Origin of the sequence: Bradyrhizobium sp. (assembly GCF_049581145.1) — a bacterium.
In the GTDB taxonomy this organism is placed as follows: domain Bacteria; phylum Pseudomonadota; class Alphaproteobacteria; order Rhizobiales; family Xanthobacteraceae; genus Bradyrhizobium.
On the sequence record NZ_JBAURI010000361.1, the window covers coordinates 1 to 2,184 of the forward strand.

The following is a 2,184-nucleotide window of genomic DNA, read 5'->3' on the forward strand; positions in this document are numbered from 1 at the left end:
CCGTTGCTGTTTGCCGGGAATGATACGCCCGTCGAGCCATGGTCCATGGCTCAGCATCTTTTGGCGCATACGACTCGGATATCGCCGCTGATTGCGGTAAATCCGGGTTATATGCATCCATTCACGGTGGCCAAGTTCGTGTCATCATTCGTGCTGCTCCACGGCCGAAAAGTCTACCTGAATATGATCACAGGCACGGCGACCAGCGATCGACTGGGCCTGGGCGAGCAGCACTCTCATCAAGAGCGATATTCGCGGCTCCGCGAGTTCATCTTCATCGTGCGTCAATTGTTGACCAGCACCAGACCAGTCACTTTTCACGGTGAATTTTATACCACCAACAATTTGCAACTGCGTCCTGGCCTGCCCCCGACCTTGATGCCCGAGTTTCTGATCGCAGGCCAGTCCGATGATGCGCGCCAAACCGCGGCCGAGATGGGGTGTCTGGCGATGCAAATGCTTCCGCCAGACCTGGAGCGGGGAATTGACGCGTCCGGTTTGAACTTCGGAATTTTTGCCAGAGCGGAGCGTGATCAAGCAAGACACGCAGCTGAAATGCGTTTTCAAGACTGCGCAGAAAAGCGCGAGCTGCTGCAATATTCGATGGAGAACACCGATTCTGTCTGGAAGCGCCAGCTCAACGAGGCGGGGCACGACGGTAAACTTTGTAAGAGTGGTTATTGGTTGCTCCCCTTTTCGACGTTTGAGGCGGATTGCCCGTATCTCGTCGGCAGTTATGCCGAGATTGGTGCAAAGCTGCGTCAGTTCACGGAGCTGGGCGTCAACACGATTATTCTTGATGTCGTCGCAGACGAGCAGGAGCTCGATCACGTCTGCAAGGCCCTTGCATCCAGCGGCTTGTTCTGATGCACTTCAGGATTGCATGAGCAACTTTTATAGGAAGCGTCGGCGTCCGTGATTGGGTGATACCGCGGTCCTGACGGATTTTGAATCTGGTTGATACAACTGATAATGGGTCAGGCGATTGAGTTTGGCCGCCATCTGCGGCCTCGCGATGGGGCATCGACAATGAACGTTACCCAGCTCTCGGAACGGGTGCGTCTTGATCTGACGTATTTGAGCTATCCGCCCCGAGAGTGGACTGTGCCGCGAACCCGGGACGGCAAGCCGGTTCTGGATGTGCTGATCGTTGGCGGTGGTCAAAGCGGGCTTGGGACCGCGTTCGGCCTGAGGCTCGAGCGAATCACCAATATCAGGGTGATCGACCGCGGTCGCCGCGGGTTCGAGGGGCCCTGGCGGCGATTTGCCCGCATGAGGGAGATCCGGACCCCGAAGGAAGTGACCGGCATCGATTTCGGCATCCCGAGCCTGACGGCCCGCGCCTGGTATGAAGCCAAGTTCGGTCGCCCGGCATGGACGCGCATCGACCGAATGCCGCAGGAGACATGGCGATCATATCTCGACTGGTACCGCGACGTGCTGGGTCTCGCCGTCGAAAATGAGGTCGAGCTGACGTCGATCGAGCCTGCCGGCGATCTTCTGCTGGCGCATCTTCGTCATTCCAGCGGGATCGAGCGCGTCCACGCGCGAAAGATCGTCCTTGCGACCGGGTTTGATGGGAGTGGCCACTGGCGGGCGCCTCCATCCCTGGTCGCAAACCTGCCTGCTGAACGCTATGCCCGCACAGCCGACGCTATCGACTTCCGCCAGCTCGCCGGAAAGCGTGTCGGCGTGCTCGGTGCCGGCGCCTCCGCATTCGACAACGCCGCCGTTGCGCTGGAAGCCGGCGCAAGCCGGGTCGACCTGTGTTTTCGCCGAGCGGAAATCCCTCGGGTCAATCCCCTCATCTGGATGAACTTCGCGGGGCTGCTCGGTCACTTTGGAGAGCTATCCGATCTCGAACGCTGGCGATTCATGCGTCACATCCTGGAAGGGCTCCCGGTGCCGCCAACCCAGGATACGTTTTGGCGCTGTCGCAGCTTTGAGAATTTTTCCTGGCACGCCAATTGCGCCTGGAAAACCGTTCGCGAGGAGTCGGGCGTCGCCAAGGTCGAAACCGAATCGGGCATGTTTGCATTCGACTTCATCATCCTTGGCACCGGCGTCGAGACCGACCTTTCGACACGCCCGGAGCTTGCCCCCATCGTTCAACACATTGCGCTCTGGCGTGACCGGTTCACGCCTCCTTCTGGTGAGGAAAGCGAGTTGCTGGCAACACATCCT

At 59.0% G+C, this 2,184-nt stretch carries 2 protein-coding genes; both read left to right on the forward strand.

Features of this window, described 5'->3' with window-relative positions; translation table 11 throughout:
- Window positions 1–867: LLM class flavin-dependent oxidoreductase (locus WCB02_RS11770; RefSeq protein WP_423958353.1), on the forward strand; the 867-nt coding region annotated here is incomplete at its 5' end.
- 162 nt (window positions 868–1,029) lie between these two features.
- Window positions 1,030–2,184 (forward strand): NAD(P)-binding domain-containing protein (locus WCB02_RS11775; protein WP_423958354.1); only part of this gene is annotated, 1,155 nt, incomplete at its 3' end.